The sequence below is a fragment of the Streptomyces sp. NPDC004647 genome, assembly GCF_040609575.1.
Lineage (GTDB): Bacteria > Actinomycetota > Actinomycetes > Streptomycetales > Streptomycetaceae > Streptomyces.
This window is the reverse complement of sequence record NZ_JBEXKU010000002.1, coordinates 1-15,164: the sequence shown is the minus strand read 5'-3', so window position 1 is coordinate 15,164 and position 15,164 is coordinate 1. Positions and strand designations below refer to the sequence as shown.

Genomic DNA, 15,164 nt, shown 5'->3' with positions numbered 1-15,164 from the left:
TGGGGTCCAGGACGGCCTGTTCGGTTACGCGGATTCCGGGGTGGTCGGGACGGTGTCCGGGGCGGGTCATCAGGCGGGTCGTCAGCCGCCGAACTCCCCGGTGCGGACGTCGCCGACGAACGCGGCCCACACCTCACCCGGGAAGGAGAGCTGCGGACCCTGCCGGTCCTTGGAGTCCCGTACGTGGACGGTGCCGGGGCAAGTGGCGACCTCGACGCACGCGCCGCCCTCGCTGCTGCTGTGGCTGCTCTTGCGCCAGGCGATGGCGACCTCTACGCAGTCCCCGCCCTCACCGCTGCTGTAGCTGCTCTTGAACCAGGACAGCGCGGATGCGGCGTTGCCGACTTGCTCGTTGCTCATGTGTCTCCCAGCAGCTTCTCGATCAACTCCAGGGACTCTCGTGGCCGGAGAGCCTGTGCCCGGATGATTCCATACCGCTGCTCGATCTGGCGGACGGCTTTTCGGTTCGTCAGCAGGGTCCCAACGTTCTGAACTTCCGCATAGGCCATCATCGGCCGTCCTTTGGGTTCCAGCAGGATCAACGGTCCGCCCGCGCCAGCGTGATCCTCAATGTCCGTCGGCATCACTTGGAACTCGACATTGCGCATCTCGCCGATGTGCAGAAGACGTTGCAACTGTCCCCGCAGCACCTCCTTGCCCCCGTAGGGCCTGCGGAGAACTACCTCTTCGGTCACGAAGCTCAGGATGGGGGCAGGCCATCGGGTGAGGAGTTCCTGCCGCGCCAGTCGAGCGGACACCCGCTGTTCGATGGTTTCCTCGTCCAAGAGCGGGCGCTGCATTTTGAAGATGGCGCGAGCGTAGTCCTCGGTCTGCAAGAGTCCGCTCACCACTTGGTTCTGGTACGAGTGGTACTCGACCGCGTGCGTTTCGAACTTCGCTACGTCCCGGAAGAACGCCGGAATCCCGGCCTTGCCGACCTCCTCCTTCGCCGCCGCCAGGACTCCGAAAGCCCCCAGCACCTCGTCCGCCCCGTCGAGGAATTCCGGCTGCGGCACCCGCCGTCCCTGTTCCACCGACGACACCTGGTCCTCGCCATATCCGATGCGGCGGCCCAACTCGGCCTGGGTGAGCTGCGCCCGCTCGCGGAACAGCTTCACCTGCTTCCCCAGGCATTTGAGGATGTCCGCCCCGGTCTCGTCCCTGCCCAACTGCTCCGCACCCGCCATGTCCCGTTTCCCTCCCGTACGCGCTGTGCCCGCCGCTCCATGGTCCCGGCCGACCGCCCGTACAGGCCACCTTCCGTGCCCGTACACGCACCCTCCGTACCCGTGGCATGCCTGGTCAGGGCCGGAACCGGCCCGCAACGATCTACGCCATGAACTCCGCAATTCCCCCGATCGAGGGGCCGGCTCAACTGCCCGCCCCTCCCGGGACGTTCGCCATGTCCTTCACGTCCTCCCGGCGCGGTGCCCGCCTCGCGCGCCGACTCGCCGTCCAGCGGCTGGACGACTGGGGCATCCCGTACGACAGCTCCGCCTCGCGGTCCGTCGCCCTGCTGGTCGGCGAGCTTGCCGCCAATGCCGTGCTCCACGGGCACCTACCGGGCCGGGATTTCCGTCTGCGTCTCACCGCGCACCCGGTGGGCGGTGGCCGGAGGCCGGATGTCGTCCGTGTCGAGGTCTCGGATGCGCGGGGCGAGCGGAGGCCCGCGTTGGGCGGCCTGGAGAGGGCGGGGGACGAGGAGTGCGGCCGGGGTCTGATCCTCGTGGACGCCCTCGCGTCGACGTGGGGCGTGACCGACCGGGAGATCGGCAAGACGATCTGGGCCGAGTACGTGCTGGATGCTCACCGTGGCGCTGGTCCGCCGGCGGTCAGGGTTCGTCCAGGGGCGGCACGATCCGCACGATGATGATCAGCCGGTGGCGGGGCGCGACGAGGAAGTGGAACCAGCCGCCTGCCGCCTCCATGCGGCGCAGTCCACCGTGGCGGGGGCCGTTGCCCAGATCGGTGATGTCCACACCACTGTCGGCCAGTTCGACGAGCTGGGCGACCAGTCGTTCGACCTCCGTGACGACGCCGGCCGGAAGTCTCCCCGTGACGTGCTGCTGCTCCGGGTCGTACCTCCACGTCCAGCCGTCGTTCAACGCCGGCCCTCGGTGAGGTCGGCCAGGGCTTCATCGAGAATGCGGCCGAGTTCCGCCGCGGCCCGGCGGGCCTGGGCCGCGCCGGTGGCGGCGAGGTCCTCCAGTTCGCGGAACCGTTCGGCGACCGCGGGGCGACGCTGGATCTCCACGTACACCGCCCACTGAGTGGTGAACCGCTGAAGCGGGGCCAGGTCGGAGCCCTGCCGGGCCTGGTCGGCCGCCTGGTCCAGCTCCCGGGTGAAGGCGGGCAGAGCGGCGGGGGCGATCTGCCCGACGGCCTGGCGCAGCGCGGTCACGGTCGTCGGAGGCTGGGGGATACGGGGCTGCTCCGGGACGGTGGCGGTCATGCTTTCTCCCATGGGAGGGATTCTCGGCCGTCCCGCCAGCCTACCCAGGGGGGAACAGGGGTGCGGCCAGTCATTCGAGTGGTGCGGTGGGCAAAGGTTGACGGACGCGTTCGCCTTCTCACCCCTCCGGTTCGTGCGCTTCGAAATCCGCTGTGTCCAGTTCGCAGTCGAACGGCGCGGGAACGTGCAGCTTCTCGCCGAACGGCACGGTGAGCCGGGAACCGTAGCCCTGGGCGGAAGGGTTCCAGAACAGAGTCGCGGCGCTCTCCTGCATGTCGAGCAGCAGATAGACCGGCACTCCGCTCTTGCCGTATACGGGGGTCTTGTCGTCCCAGTCGCTGTCCCGCGTCGAGGCAGAGGTGAGCTCGGCCACGAAGGACAGTGCTTCCCCGTCGATGTGCCGCTTCCGCGTCCGGAAGGCAGATCCTTCGGCGGCGAAGACGTCCGGCCCGTAGGCCCGCTCGGCGGTAGGGAAGGTGAAGAGGTAGGGCGCGTAGTCGACGGTGTGTCCCTGCGGGGCGTACGGCTCCAGCTGGGTGCGGATCGACCGCATGATGGGCAGGTAGTAGCCCTGCGACCACGGCGACATGACGATGTTCCCCCCGATGATCTCCGCCCGGTAACCGTCGGGCACGTCCATCCGCATCAGCGTCCGGCACAGTTCCTGGAACCGTGGCGAGCCGGGGACGTCTATCGTCATCGGGTGCTCGAGCATCACCGCCATGATGCGCCTCCTCTTGCGGGTGTACCAGTCGCCACTCAGAGTAGCCGCGGCCACTGACAGGGCGGGCCGGATTCCGGCATCTCCCGGGCAGGTGCCGCCGGAGGGTGTCACCCGGACTTCTGTAGGGATCCAACAGAGCGGACCGGGTGCCCCTGTGGGAGGTCGATTCTCCGTAGCGCCTCTCAGACCGATAGTTTTTGGGGTACCTGACCACTATCGAAAGGGTGATCCGTTGAGCCGCTCGGTTCTCGTCACCGGAGGAAACCGGGGCATCGGCCTCGCCATCGCCCGCGCCTTCGCCGACGCCGGCGACAAGGTCGCCATCACCTACCGGTCCGGGGAGCCCCCGGCCGGCTTCCTGGCGGTCAAGTGCGACATCACCGAATCCGAGCAGGTCGAGCAGGCCTACAAGGAGATCGAGGAGAGGCACGGCCCGGTTGAGGTGCTGGTCGCCAACGCCGGCGTCACCCGCGATCAGCTGCTGATGCGGATGTCCGAGGACGACTTCAGCGCCGTTCTGGACACCAACCTCACCGGTACGTTCCGGGTGGTGAAGCGGGCCAACCGGGCCATGCTGCGCGCCAAGAAGGGCCGCGTCGTCCTGATTTCCTCGGTCGTCGGCCTCCTCGGCTCCGCGGGCCAGGCGAACTACGCCGCCTCCAAGGCCGGCCTGGTCGGCTTCGCCCGTTCGCTCGCCCGCGAGCTCGGCTCCCGCAACATCACTTTCAACGTCGTCGCCCCCGGCTTCGTCGACACCGATATGACGAAGGCGCTCACCGACGAGCAGCGTCAGGCCATCGTCGGCCAGGTGCCGCTCGGCCGGTACGCGCAGCCCGAGGAGATCGCCGCCACCGTGCGCTTCCTCGCCTCGGACGACGCCTCGTACATCACTGGAGCCGTCATTCCCGTTGACGGCGGATTGGGCATGGGTCACTGATCACATGAGCGGAATCCTCGCCGGCAAGCGGATCCTCGTCACCGGAGTCCTCACCGACTCCTCGATCGCCTTCCACGTCGCGAAGCTCGCCCAGGAGGAGGGCGCCGAGGTGGTGCTCACCGGCTTCGGGCGCCTCAGCCTCGTCGAGCGGATCGCCAAGCGGCTGCCCAAGCCCGTACCGGTCATCGAGCTCGACGTGCAGAACAAGGAGCACCTCGCGGGCCTGTCCGACAAGGTCGCCGAGCACCTGGGCGAGGGAATCGGTCTCGACGGTGTCGTGCACTCCATCGGCTTCGCGCCGCAGGACGCCCTCGGCGGCAACTTCCTCAACACCGAGTGGGAGTCGGTCGCGACCGCGGTCGAGGTCTCCGCGTACTCGCTGAAGTCGCTGACCATGGCGCTGCTGCCGCTGCTGGAGCAGCGCGGCGGCTCCGTCGTCGGCATGGACTTCGACGCGACGGTCGCCTGGCCGAAGTACGACTGGATGGGCGTGGCCAAAGCCGCGCTGGAGTCCACCTCCCGCTACCTCGCCCGTGACCTGGGCGGGAAAAACATCCGCTGCAACCTGATCTCCGCCGGTCCGATCAAGTCCATGGCAGCCCGGTCCATCCCGGGCTTCGAGGAGCTGGCGACGGTCTGGGACGACCGTGCCCCGCTCACCTGGGACCTGACCGACCCGGAGCCGGCCGCCCGCGGTGTCGTCGCCCTGCTCTCCGACTGGTTCCCCAAGACCACCGGCGAGATCGTGCACGTCGACGCCGGGCTGCACGCGATCGGCGCCTGACCGCACCGCTCGGCACCTCCACGGTTCACCGACGCCCCTGCCCCCGGCATGTCCGGGGGCAGGGGCGTCGCCCGTTCGGCCCACCAGGGCGGGCGCCGGGGCACGGGTCCATGCACCCTGAATGCAAGTACGACCCCTTGTGGTGCAGCAGTGGCCTCACACGGCCGCCGTACGGCCGAGGAGGTCCGCCTTGCTCCCACCCCGCCGTCTCGCGGCAGCGACGCTGGCCGTCGTCGCCGGACTGGTCTCCCCCGCCTCTGCCGTCACCGCCACCGTCGCCGCGGGGGAAACCGCACCGGCCCGCACCACCCCGCAGGCGCGCACGGACCGTGAGCGGCCGGTCTACCGGGCCGAGTGCCGTACGAGGGTCGAGGGCTCCAGCGTCACCGCCAGCTGTCACAACCCGTTCCCGGACAGCGACATGGTCCAGCTGCACATCGAGTGCAACCGCTGGTGGGACCCGGACGTGGACACCGCCCCGGTCGAGGCGGGGCCCGCGAGGACCGTCGAGCTGACCGGGCGCTGCTGGATGGGGGTAGGGAAGACCTGGGTCACCCACAGCCGCTGAGGCTGGGCCGCGGGCTGCAGGGGTGGGCAAGTACGGGGCGGTGGCGGTGGTCAGCCGTACGGGGTGGTCGCGGCCGCCGCCCGACCGTTACGACGCGGTCGCGGTCGCCGGGCCGTACGACGCGGTCGCCGGGTCCCGGGCCCACGGCGCGGTCAGTGCCGGACGGGGGGCCCGGGGGCCGGTACCGCCACCGCTGCCGGTCAGTGCTCGGGCAGGCACATCAAGGCGTACGAGGCGGCCTCGGCGCCCGCCGTCTCCGCGTCCCTGGCGCGGATCGCCTCCACCAGCCGCGAGTGGTCCATATGGCGTTCCGGGCGCAGCTCCTGCCCCACATCGACGCGCAGCCAGTCGCGCAGGACATCGCCCAGGTCCGCATAGACCGCGGTCATCACATCGTTGTGCGAAGCGGCCACCACGGCCAGGTGCAGGGTCGCGTCGGCCGTCACGAAGGCCTCCGCGTCGCCCGACTCCCAGGCCTCCTCGCGGCGGCCCAGCAGGACATCGAGCTGCCTGAGGTCCCGTTCGGTGCGCCGCTCCGCAGCCAGCCGGGCGGCGGAGGACTCCAGCGTGCTGCGCAGTTCCGCGATGTGCCGCGGGTCGGCCGCGGCGAAGCGCCGCTGCATCACCCCGGCCAGCTCGCTGGTCGCGGCCACGTACGTGCCCGAGCCCTGCCGGATGTCCAGGAGGCCGTTGTGGGCCAGCGCGCGGACGGCCTCGCGCACCGTGTTCCTGGCCACCCCCAGCTGCTCCATCAGCTCGGTCTCGGTCGGGATGCGGGAGCCCACCGGCCACTCGCCGGAGGCGATCTGGTTCCGCAGCGCGCTGATCACCTGATCGGAGAGCACGGAGCGGCGGGGAGAGGTCAGAGGCATGGTGCTCCAGGTCGGACCGAAAGGATTGGACAGGCAATCATCCCATGATTCTATGATGGGGCGCATGTCCGACGACCAGATCCAGACCCTGACCCCGGCACGGGCCCGCACCCGCACGCCTGCCCCTGGCGCGGAGGCGGCCGCCGCAAGGGAGGGCGTGCCGGTGTGGATCACCAGGCTGGTCATCGTCGGAATCGTGCTGGCCGCGCTCAATCTGCGCCCCGCAGTCACCAGCCTCGGCGCGCTCTTCGAAGAGGTCCGCACCGGCCTCGGGATGAGCGGGAGCGTCGCCGGCCTGCTGACCGCCGTGCCGCCGCTCTGCTTCGCCCTGTTCGGTGTCGCGGCGCCCCGGCTCGCGCGCCGCTGGGGCCCCGGTGCCGTCGTCTGCGCGGGCATGGCCGCCATCGCGGCCGGGCTGCTGATACGGCCCTTCGCCGGCAGTACGGCGGGCTTCCTCGCCGCCAGCGCCCTCGCACTCGCGGGCATAGCCCTGAGCAACGTCCTCATGCCAGTGATCATCAAGCGCTGGTTCCCCGACCGGGTCGGCTCGATGACCGGTCTCTACTCGATGGCCCTCGCGCTCGGAACGGCGCTCGCCGCGGCCGCGACCGTACCCATGACCCAGGCGCTGGACGGCAGTTGGCGCACCGGGCTCGCGGTATGGGCGCTGCTCGCCGCCCTCGCCGTACTGCCGTGGCTGCCGCTGGCCCGCGACCGGCGCGGCGCCGGCGAGAAGGCCGCCGCCGTCCGGCAGGACGCCCCCGCCGGGGCCGCCTCACGTGCCGAAGGCCGGGGGAGGATCACCGGCAGCCCCACCGCCTGGGCACTCGCCTGCTTCTTCGGGCTCCAGGCCACCGCCGCGTACATCACCATGGGCTGGATGCCGCAGATCTTCCGCGACGCGGGGGTCCCGGCCTCCACGGCGGGCGTGCTGCTCGCCGTCACCATGGGGCTCGGCGTGCCGCTCTCCTTCGTTCTGCCGCGGGTCGCCGCCCGGATGCGGCACCAGGGCCTGCTGGCCGTCGTCCTCGGCGCCTGCGGCCTGTCCGGCTACGCCGGTCTCTACTTCGCCCCGGCCACCGGCGCCTGGGTATGGGCGCTCCTCCTGGGAGTCTCCAACTGTGCCTTCCCGCTGGTCCTCACGCTGATCGGGATGCGTTCGCGCAGTGGCGCGGGCGTGGTGCGGCTGTCCGCCTTCGTACAGAGCACCGGCTATCTCATCTCCATACCCGGCCCGCTGCTGATCGGCGTGCTCTACCAGCACAGCGGAGGCTGGGGGCTGCCGCTCGCGCTGATGGCGGGGATCATGGTGCCGCAGATCGTGCTGGGCGTGCTCGCCGGGCGGAACAGGGTCGTCGAGGACGAGTGCTGAAGCCCGGCCCCCGGGGAACCGGACCCGCCAACCGGGGGCGCCGTGGCGGGGTGCGAGACTGGTCCCATGCCAGTGCTCGAGCCGAATCCTCCGAACGGCCAGCGGAAGCTGCTCACCATTCTCGGCGTGATGCTCGCCATCACCGTTGTCGTCGGCGTGATCGCGAGTATCGCCTCGCCCTGAGCGGCCGCTGCCCTCAGCCGCCGCCCCGCGGCGTGCCCGGACAGGGCCCGGGGCGGGGCCGGCACCACCGCCCCCTAGGGGGCCAGGCTCAGGGTCGAGTGGGTGGATCACCGGATGGGCCCGCGCCCCCGTCTTCCGTAGGTTCGACGTACACCGCGACGCAGCGGTGGACGCGGCCGTGGCAGGCGGCCGCGTCGCCCCAACCGATCCCACGGAGGCGGTCCCCATGTCGGCCCGGACGCACAGCTGGACCGCCCCTCCGGCGCGGAACTCCTACGAGGTCCGCCTGCCGTGGTGGGCCATCGCCCTTCCCTCGATCGCCTTTGCCGCGCTGCTGCTGCTCCTGGTCGGCCCGTCCGACGCACACGCCGTGACCGGCTCGGAGCCGGGGGTGTTCAGGGTCCTGGAGCAGATCCAGACGGTCCTGCTGCACAGCGGCCGGTGACACCGCGGCGCGAGATCACGGGCGCCGGGCGGGGAGCGACGCCGCAGGGCGCCGCGCCGCACGGCGCAGGCGTCACCCGTCCCGGGCGAGCGTCCCAACACCCCGCGCCGCGCCACAGGTTTCATGCGAAGCTGGGACGCATGAGCGTCGCTGCATCTTCACCGGAAATTACCCCCGGACCCTCGGAGACCCGCAGGATCGTCCTTCTCCGCCACGCAAAGGCCGACTGGCCCGATGTGTCCGACCACGATCGTCCGCTCGCCGAGCGCGGCCGCAAGGACGCGCCGGTGGCCGGACGCTGGCTGGCGAACACCGGCATCGACCCCGGCCTGACGCTGTGCTCGACCGCGGCCCGTACCCGGGAGACCTGGAAGCTCGTGGTGCACGAGCTTCCGCAGCGGCCCAAGACCGTATACGAGGAGAGGCTGTACGAGGCCACGCTCGGCGACCTCCTCGCGCTGCTCAACGAGACGTCCGACGATGTGCAGGACCTGCTGCTCGTCGGGCACAACCCGGGCATGCACGCGCTGGCCGACGCCCTCTCGGGCGATGCCGAGGGCGACGCTCTGGAGCGGATGAGCCGGCGTGGCTTCCCGACAGCGGCGATAGCCGTGGTCGGCTTCAACGGCTCGTGGAAGTCCGTGGAGCACGGTGTGGGCAAGCTGCTGGACTACTGGGCGCCGCACGAGTAGGCCGTCCCGGCGAGGAGCAGGCCCGTAGGCCATGGGTCTGCACGCCATAGGCCCGCGGCACTGATGACACGGCACGGTTGGACACGGCAGGGCCCCGGCGCGCGATGCGTGCCGGGGCCCTGCTGGTGCCTGCGCGACCTACGGGGTGCGACCTGCCGCCGGTGAGCGCTCCCGAAGCCGTCAGTCGGTGTGGGTCTCGGCCGCCTCGACCTCTTCGCGCGTGATGCCCAGGAGGTAGAGCACGGTGTCGAGGAACGGGACGTTCACGGCGGTGTGGGCGGCCTGGCGGACGACCGGTTTGGCATTGAACGCCACACCGAGCCCCGCCGCGTTGAGCATGTCCAGATCGTTGGCGCCGTCGCCGATGGCCACGGTCTGCTCGACCGGTACGCCCGCCTCGGCCGCGAACCGGCGCAGCAGCCGCGCTTTGCCCGCCCGGTCCACGACCTCGCCGATCACCCGGCCGGTCAGCTTCCCGTCCACCACCTCAAGGGTGTTGGCGGAGGCGAAGTCCAGGCCCAGCCTGTCCTTGAGGTCGTCGGTGACCTGGGTGAAACCGCCCGAGACGACACCGACTTGGTAGCCCATCCGCTTCAGGGTGCGGATCAGCGTACGGGCGCCGGGGGTGAGCCGGACCTCGGCACGCACCTTGTCCACCACGGACGCGTCGAGCCCCTCGAGCAGCGCCACGCGCGCGTGCAGCGACTGCTCGAAGTCCAGTTCCCCGCGCATGGCGGCCGCCGTCACCTCGGCGACCTTGTCCTCGCAGCCGGCGTGCGCGGCGAAGAGCTCGATCACCTCGTCCTGGATCAGCGTCGAGTCGACATCCATCACGATCAGGCGCCGGGCGCGGCGGTGCAGGCCCGCGGAGACCACCGCGACATCGACGCCGAGCGCCGCGGCCTCGGTCGCGAGCGCGGTGCGCAGCGGCTCGGTCTCGGCGCCGGACACCGCGAACTCGACCGCGGTCACCGGGTACTTCGCGAGCCGGAAGATACGGTCGATGTTGCCGCCGGTGGCGGTGATGCTGGCGGCGATGGCGGCCGTCGACTCGGCGGTCAGCGGGTGGCCGAGCACCGTGACGTGGGAACGGCCGGTGCCGCGGGGGCGGTTGTCGCCCCGGCCGGAGATGATCTCGGCCTGCAGCTTCAACGACTCGGCCCAGCCGTGCACGGTCGCGCGCAGCTCGCCCTCGGTAGCACCGTTGCCGAAGGGGGGTGCGGTCACCAGAGCGCACAGCACGATCCGGCCCCGGGTCACCACCTGCTCGATGTCGACGACGTCGACGGAGTAGGCCGCGAGGGTGTCGAAGAGCCCCGCGGTGATGCCGGGGCGGTCCTTACCGAAGATCTTGACGAGGAGGGTGGGGACGTCGTCGCCCGACTTGTCGCCGCCCGGGACGGCCGTGGCAGGTGGGTTCTGCGATGCGCTCATGGTGTTCCCACCGTATCTGTGTGCGGGTCGGGGCCGCGCCCCCGTCCCGCATCACGGGACACCGGGTGCTGCGGGCGCATCCTTCCGGCCACGGGATTTCCGCCGCGGGGGAGGGGCCACCGGGCCTCGGCCGTTGGGTGGCGGAGCCCCGCACAGGTCAGGAGCCCGCGCTCCGGCCCGGCGGGCGGGCGGCCCCTGCAGGCGGCTAGCCCCGGCGGGGGGTGCCTGGATGCGGAGGGCCCGCTTCCGGAGGACCCGCTTGTGGAGGGGCCTCCGGCGGCCAGGTCCTGCCGGGCCGTGCCGGGGGCGGGACCCAGTCGGCCGTCGCGTCGCCGGGAGCCGGGCGCAGATACGGGTTCGTCTCGTCGTGCGACGGCCGGTACACCGGGCTCGGGTTGTACGGGCCGGGGCCGTACGCGTGGTCCGGGTACGTACGGCCGCTGTCGTACCCCTCGCTCCGCGCCGAGCGACCCGCCGCGCAGGCGGCCAGCGCGCCGAGCACCCCCGCCCCCGCTCCCCACAGCGCCCCCAGCAGCACCGCCCCCGGCACGCTGCCGCGCAGGTCGACCCGTGCGCCGAAGGCGTCGAAGCCGAGGACGGACAGGTTCGCGTCCGCTGAGACCTCGGTCAGCCGCACCAGCAGCGCCAGGGCCAGCGCGGTGGCAGCGCCGAGACGGAGCCCGCAGCGCCCGGCGAAGGCCGCCGCCCCCGAGCGTCCCCGGGGCGTGCGTACCGCTGTCAGAACCCCCGGCGGACAGCATCAGCAGCGCGGCCGCCACCGCCAGCAGCCACACCCGCCTGTCCAGCTCGGCGAGGCTGCCCACGGTGAAGGGCTCGTCCGAGGCTGTGAGCAGCCGGTTCATGGGGTCGGGGAGCAGATGTGCCAGTGCCCCCGTCGCCCGGCCGTGCCAGGGCACGAACAGCCCCAGGGGCACCCCGAGCCACGCCCCGTTCGGAGTCCCGAGCAGAGCCGCCCCGATGACGCGGCGCGGGTTGTCGTCGGTGGCGGCCGCGTACCCGGTGGCAGCCAGCCCCGCGGCGACCGCGGCCAGCAGCACCGTGCCCAGGGCCGAGACCGCGGGCCGTACCGCCCGGTGCACCGCGTCCCAGCCCTCCGGCAGCGGTGTACGGCGCGAGGCGAGCAGCGCGATGAGCAGTACGCCGAGGACCCAGAGCGCGCCGCCGAGCAGCGAGGCCGGGGCGTCCACCCGGAAGCCGACCGAGGCCTTGGCACGGGCGAGGTCGCCGAGCCGTTCCGGCAGCAGGCCCCCGACGTCGCCCAGACCGTACGGCAGCCTGTCGGCGATCCCGTCCGGCAGCCCGCCGCCCGGAGTGCCGCCGAGGCCGAGTGAGCGGCCGTCGATCGTGATGGTGTCGCTGCCCGCCCACGCGAGCCCGCCGAGCGTCGCGAGGAAGAGCGCCGCCACCGTGCCCGTACGGGCCGCGAGTTCGGCGCCGCCGACCGGCGGACCGCGCAGCGCCCGCAGGAAGATCCACGCCAGCAGCACCGCGCCGACCAGCCCGACCCCGAGTGGCGCGATATCGACGGCGGCCTCGGCCTGCGCGCCCTCCAGTCCGAACACCCCTACGTCTCCCGAGGGGATGACCCGGCCGTTCACGGCCAGCACCGTCGCGGCGGCGGCCATCGGGCCCAACGAGCCCGCCGCATCTGCCCCGAGGAGGTGCAGCCCGAGTGCGGCCGTCCCGGCCATCGCGAGGAAGGACCAGCTCACGGCGGCGATCGAGGCGAGCAGCACATCGCCCCAGGGAATGCCCCCGCCCTTGCTCGCACGCATCACAGACCCCCCGATCAGTGTGCCGGGTTGCCCTGTTAACTCATGATCCATGGGCATCCGTGGGCAGTTACCACTCTCCGGGCGGCTTTCGCTCCAGTCAACGCCGCGCGGCCTGCGGCCTTGTCATGGCCCGGCTTTCAGTCCGGCGACCGAGCCTGAAATAGTTCCTCACGATGTTCACCATCCCTAGACTCCCTGTGCAGGGAGAGTCGCTCGGGGGACAACTAGTGGGGCATGGAGTGCCGGAACTCGTACTGGAATTGAACGGAAGGACCTGGACTCTCGATCCCTCCAGGTCCTACACCCTCGGACGCGATCCGCAGGGCGACATGGTGATCGAGGACGCCAGGGTGTCCTGGCGGCATGCCAGCGTCCGCTGGGGCGGCCACAGTTGGCTCATCGAGGACCAGGGGAGCACCAACGGCACATATGTGCAGGGTCAGCGGATCCACCAGATGGAGATCGGCCCCGGCTCGACCGTGCACCTCGGCAACGCGACCGACGGCCCGCGGCTGAGCCTCTCCGGTTCCGCCGCCGGGTCCCACAGCGCACAGACCGCGATGGCCGCGCCACAGCAGGCTCAGGCCCAACAGCCCGACCGGGCCCAGCAGCAGGCCGCCGCCGGCTGGGCCGCGCAGGTCCCGCACCAAGCGGGCGGGCAGCAGCCGCAGCAGTTCCCCGGCGGTCAGGTCCCGGCCGGTCGGATTCCGCAGCAGGGCGGTCACGGGCAACCGCCGGCGGGCGGCGGCGCGGGGGCTCCGCCGGCCTACGGCGACCGCAGCCCCACGACCTTCCATCAGATCGCCGTCGGCCATGTCATGCGGATCGGCCGTGCGCTGGAGAACGAGCTGGTCGTCTCGGACCTCCAGGTCTCGCGTCACCACGCGGAGTTCCGGGCGACGCCGGACGGCCGGTTCGAGATCGTCGATCTCGGCAGCCACAACGGCACGTATGTCAACGGCCAGCCCGTCCAGAGCCAACTCATCGGCCCGGGCGACATCGTGGGCGTCGGACACTCCACCTTCCGGCTCGTCGGTGACCGGCTCGAGGAGTTCGTCGACACCGGTGACATCTCCTTCTCCGCCCGGCACCTCACGGTGACGGTCGACGGGGGCAAGCAGATCCTCAAGGATGTGTCGTTCGGCGTCCCGGAGAAGTCGCTCATCGCGGTCATCGGACCCTCCGGATCCGGCAAGTCCACGCTGCTGCGGGCGCTCACCGGCTACCGTCCGGCCGACCAGGGCGATGTTCTCTACGACAACCGGAACCTGTACAAGCAGTTCGCCGAGTTGCGGCAGCGCATCGGTCTGGTCCCGCAGGACGACATCCTGCACAAGGACCTCACCGTCAGGACCGCCCTCAAGTACGCCGCCAAGCTCCGCTTCCCCGGTGACACCGCGCCGGCCGAGCGCAAGGCCCGTATCGACGAGGTGCTGGGCGAGCTCAAGCTCGACATCCACAAGGAGAAGAAGGTCTCTTCTCTCTCCGGGGGCCAGCGCAAGCGGGTGTCCGTGGCGCTGGAACTGCTGACCAAGCCGTCACTGATCTTCCTGGACGAGCCGACCTCCGGCCTCGACCCGGGTATGGACCGCGACGTCATGCAGCTGCTGCGCGGCCTCGCGGACGACGGCCGTACGGTCCTGGTCGTCACCCACTCCGTCGCCGAGCTCGCGCTCTGCGACAAGCTGCTGGTCATGGCGCCCGGCGGCGCGGTGGCGTACTTCGGCCCGCCGGAGGAGGCGCTCAACTTCTTCGGCTACTCGAGCTGGGCCGATGTCTTCTCCGCGTTCGAGAACTACCGCGACTACGACTGGGCGGGCCGCTGGCGCGGCTCGCAGCACTACCAGATGTACGCCGCGGACATCGACGCCGTCGCCCCGCAGTCGGTGCACGTCCAGCCGCAGCAGACCCGGCCGCCCAAGCCGCAGAGCTGGGGCTCCCAGCTGTGGACCCTGGTCCGGCGCTATGTGTCGGTGATCATCTCGGACAAGGGCTTCCTGGGCCTGATGCTGATCCTGCCCGCCGTGCTGGGGGTGGTCAGCGTCCTGATCCCGGCTGATCACGGCCTGGCGCTCGGGCCCCCGACGGGCAAGCCGCCGTTCTCCAACCGGGACGGCAGCACCATTCTGCTGATCCTGGCCGTCGGCGCCTGTTTCTCCGGAGCGGCCAACTCCGTACGTGAGTTGATCAAGGAACGGGTGATCTACGAACGGGAACGGGCGACCGGTCTGTCCCGGTCGGCGTATCTGATGTCCAAGGTGATCGTGCTCGGCGTGATCACCGCGATCCAGGGCGCCATCATGGGCGCCATCGGATTCATCCCCCGGAAGCTTCCGGACGAGGGCCTGATCCTCACGGACTCGCCCGGCATCGAGCTGACACTGCCCGTCATCGCGCTGGGATTCACCGCGATGATGTTCGGCCTGATCATTTCCTCGCTGGTGAAGACGGCGGAGAAGACCATGCCGCTGCTGGTGATGTTCGCCATCGTCCAGGTCGTCTTCACCGGCTGCCTCTTCCAGCTCCACGACAAGGTGGGCGTCGAGCAGCTGGCCTGGCTCATGCCGTCCCGCTGGGCAGTCTCGGCCGCGGGCTCCACGTCCCAGCTGAACAAGCTGCTGCCCTGGGACCCGGCGAACCCCGACCCGCTGTGGGACCACGAGCTGAGCACCTGGATGCTCGACATGGGCGTGCTGCTCGCTCTCGGCGCGGTCTGCGGCGTCATCGTCGCCCGGCTGCTGCGGCGGCACGAGCCGGAGGTCATGCGCAAGTAGCGGTGATGAACGCCGAAGGGCGGGGGGGCGCGCCCGGCCGCCCCCCCCCCCGGCGCGTGGGGGAGAGGGTCCGGGTGGTCTCGAAGGAGACAGATAGGATAAAAAAAAATCTGGAGACCAAACACGCAGAA

At 71.0% G+C, this 15,164-nt stretch carries 16 protein-coding genes and 1 pseudogene; 9 read left to right on the top strand and 8 right to left on the bottom strand.

Annotated elements, in window-relative coordinates; all coding sequences use genetic code 11:
- Positions 1-81 precede the first annotated feature (81 nt).
- Together ABZW18_RS00935 and ABZW18_RS00930 are read right to left on the bottom strand one after the other, a co-directional pair.
- The gene (locus ABZW18_RS00935; RefSeq protein ID WP_356180168.1) at positions 82-360 is read right to left on the bottom strand and encodes a DUF397 domain-containing protein; all 279 of its coding nucleotides are present in this window, start codon (positions 358-360) and stop codon (positions 82-84) included.
- Entirely contained in the window at positions 357-1,118 is a 762-nt protein-coding gene (locus tag ABZW18_RS00930) for a helix-turn-helix transcriptional regulator (protein WP_356180165.1), read from the bottom strand. The genes ABZW18_RS00935 and ABZW18_RS00930 overlap by 4 nt, the downstream gene beginning before the upstream one ends.
- A gap of 218 nt (positions 1,119-1,336) precedes the next feature.
- Between ABZW18_RS00930 and ABZW18_RS00925 the strand changes: the two genes are divergently transcribed.
- Positions 1,337-1,870, top strand: coding sequence for an ATP-binding protein (locus ABZW18_RS00925; RefSeq protein ID WP_356180163.1), 534 nt, complete (start codon positions 1,337-1,339; stop codon positions 1,868-1,870).
- Here ABZW18_RS00925 and ABZW18_RS00920 read toward each other — a convergent pair.
- The 3 genes from ABZW18_RS00920 to ABZW18_RS00910 all read right to left on the bottom strand — a co-directional run bounded on the left by ABZW18_RS00920 (position 1,833) and on the right by ABZW18_RS00910 (position 3,176).
- Positions 1,833-2,105, bottom strand: coding sequence for a hypothetical protein (locus ABZW18_RS00920; protein ID WP_356180161.1), 273 nt, complete (start codon positions 2,103-2,105; stop codon positions 1,833-1,835). The two genes, ABZW18_RS00925 and ABZW18_RS00920, sit on opposite strands and share 38 nt — an antisense overlap.
- Positions 2,102-2,452 carry a DUF6247 family protein gene (locus ABZW18_RS00915; RefSeq protein WP_356180594.1) on the bottom strand — a complete coding sequence of 117 codons (351 nt, stop codon included), beginning with the start codon at positions 2,450-2,452 and terminating at the stop codon, positions 2,102-2,104. The genes ABZW18_RS00920 and ABZW18_RS00915 overlap by 4 nt, the downstream gene beginning before the upstream one ends.
- A gap of 118 nt (positions 2,453-2,570) precedes the next feature.
- Positions 2,571-3,176, bottom strand: a complete 606-nt coding sequence (locus tag ABZW18_RS00910; protein ID WP_356180158.1) for a Uma2 family endonuclease — start codon at positions 3,174-3,176, stop codon at positions 2,571-2,573.
- A gap of 232 nt (positions 3,177-3,408) precedes the next feature.
- Between ABZW18_RS00910 and fabG the strand changes: the two genes are divergently transcribed.
- The 3 genes from fabG (at position 3,409) to ABZW18_RS00895 (ending at position 5,465) form a co-directional block, all read left to right on the top strand.
- The gene (gene fabG, locus ABZW18_RS00905) at positions 3,409-4,113 is read left to right on the top strand and encodes a 3-oxoacyl-[acyl-carrier-protein] reductase (protein ID WP_356180155.1); all 705 of its coding nucleotides are present in this window, start codon (positions 3,409-3,411) and stop codon (positions 4,111-4,113) included.
- Positions 4,114-4,117: 4 nt separating this feature from the next.
- Positions 4,118-4,897, top strand: coding sequence for an enoyl-ACP reductase FabI (fabI, locus tag ABZW18_RS00900; RefSeq protein ID WP_356180153.1), 780 nt, complete (start codon positions 4,118-4,120; stop codon positions 4,895-4,897).
- 190 nt (positions 4,898-5,087) lie between these two features.
- Positions 5,088-5,465: a hypothetical protein gene (locus tag ABZW18_RS00895; RefSeq protein WP_356180151.1), complete on the top strand. Its 378-nt coding sequence runs from the start codon at positions 5,088-5,090 to the stop codon at positions 5,463-5,465.
- A gap of 200 nt (positions 5,466-5,665) precedes the next feature.
- Here ABZW18_RS00895 and ABZW18_RS00890 read toward each other — a convergent pair whose 3' ends face one another.
- A complete protein-coding gene (locus tag ABZW18_RS00890) occupies positions 5,666-6,337 on the bottom strand; it encodes a FadR/GntR family transcriptional regulator (protein ID WP_356180148.1) in 672 nt (223 codons plus the stop codon).
- A 64-nt stretch (positions 6,338-6,401) separates the two neighbouring features.
- Here ABZW18_RS00890 and ABZW18_RS00885 point away from each other — a divergent pair, with 64 nt between their 5' ends.
- The 4 genes from ABZW18_RS00885 to ABZW18_RS00870 all read left to right on the top strand — a co-directional run bounded on the left by ABZW18_RS00885 (position 6,402) and on the right by ABZW18_RS00870 (position 9,029).
- Positions 6,402-7,709 carry an MFS transporter gene (locus ABZW18_RS00885; protein ID WP_356180145.1) on the top strand — a complete coding sequence of 436 codons (1,308 nt, stop codon included), beginning with the start codon at positions 6,402-6,404 and terminating at the stop codon, positions 7,707-7,709.
- 66 nt (positions 7,710-7,775) lie between these two features.
- Positions 7,776-7,892: an SGM_5486 family transporter-associated protein gene (locus tag ABZW18_RS00880; protein ID WP_356180142.1), complete on the top strand. Its 117-nt coding sequence runs from the start codon at positions 7,776-7,778 to the stop codon at positions 7,890-7,892.
- A 226-nt stretch (positions 7,893-8,118) separates the two neighbouring features.
- Positions 8,119-8,337: a hypothetical protein gene (locus ABZW18_RS00875; RefSeq protein WP_356180140.1), complete on the top strand. Its 219-nt coding sequence runs from the start codon at positions 8,119-8,121 to the stop codon at positions 8,335-8,337.
- A 140-nt stretch (positions 8,338-8,477) separates the two neighbouring features.
- Entirely contained in the window at positions 8,478-9,029 is a 552-nt protein-coding gene (locus ABZW18_RS00870; RefSeq protein ID WP_356180137.1) for a histidine phosphatase family protein, read from the top strand.
- Between the two features lie 180 nt (positions 9,030-9,209).
- Here the strand turns inward: ABZW18_RS00870 and serB are convergent, their stop codons facing one another.
- Both serB and ABZW18_RS00860 read right to left on the bottom strand, forming a co-directional pair.
- Positions 9,210-10,463, bottom strand: a complete 1,254-nt coding sequence (gene serB / locus ABZW18_RS00865) for a phosphoserine phosphatase SerB (protein WP_356180135.1) — start codon at positions 10,461-10,463, stop codon at positions 9,210-9,212.
- Between the two features lie 205 nt (positions 10,464-10,668).
- Positions 10,669-12,259: pseudogene (locus ABZW18_RS00860) on the bottom strand (streptophobe family protein).
- A 239-nt stretch (positions 12,260-12,498) separates the two neighbouring features.
- Between ABZW18_RS00860 and ABZW18_RS00855 the strand changes: the two are divergent.
- Positions 12,499-15,033 carry an FHA domain-containing protein gene (locus ABZW18_RS00855; RefSeq protein ID WP_356180132.1) on the top strand — a complete coding sequence of 845 codons (2,535 nt, stop codon included), beginning with the start codon at positions 12,499-12,501 and terminating at the stop codon, positions 15,031-15,033.
- Positions 15,034-15,164 lie beyond the last annotated feature (131 nt).